General features: G+C 42.4%; 1 protein-coding gene. It reads left to right on the top strand.

Going from position 1 to position 283, the window contains the following annotated elements; translation table 11 throughout:
* Positions 1–283, top strand: a 283-nt coding sequence (locus SB751_RS29690; RefSeq protein WP_410748983.1) for a tyrosine-type recombinase/integrase, incomplete at both ends; no start/stop codon positions are given.

Raw genomic sequence — 283 nt, 5'->3', positions numbered from 1 at the left:
CACTCGCGCAGCAAAATCAGAGGTAAGGAGATCAAGACTTACGGCTGACGAATACCTGAAAATTTATCAAGCAGCAGAATCATCACCATGTTGGCTCAGACTTGCAATGGAACTGGCTGTTGTTACCGGGCAACGAGTTGGTGATTTATGCGAAATGAAGTGGTCTGATATCGTAGATGGATATCTTTATGTCGAGCAAAGCAAAACAGGCGTAAAAATTGCCATCCCAACAGCATTGCATATTGATGCTCTCGGAATATCAATGAAGGAAACACTTGATAAA

The sequence above is a fragment of the Cupriavidus sp. SIMBA_020 genome, assembly GCF_046535395.1.
In the GTDB taxonomy this organism is placed as follows: Bacteria; Pseudomonadota; Gammaproteobacteria; order Burkholderiales; family Burkholderiaceae; genus Cupriavidus; species Cupriavidus campinensis.
This window is presented reverse-complemented; position numbering and strand designations above follow the sequence as displayed.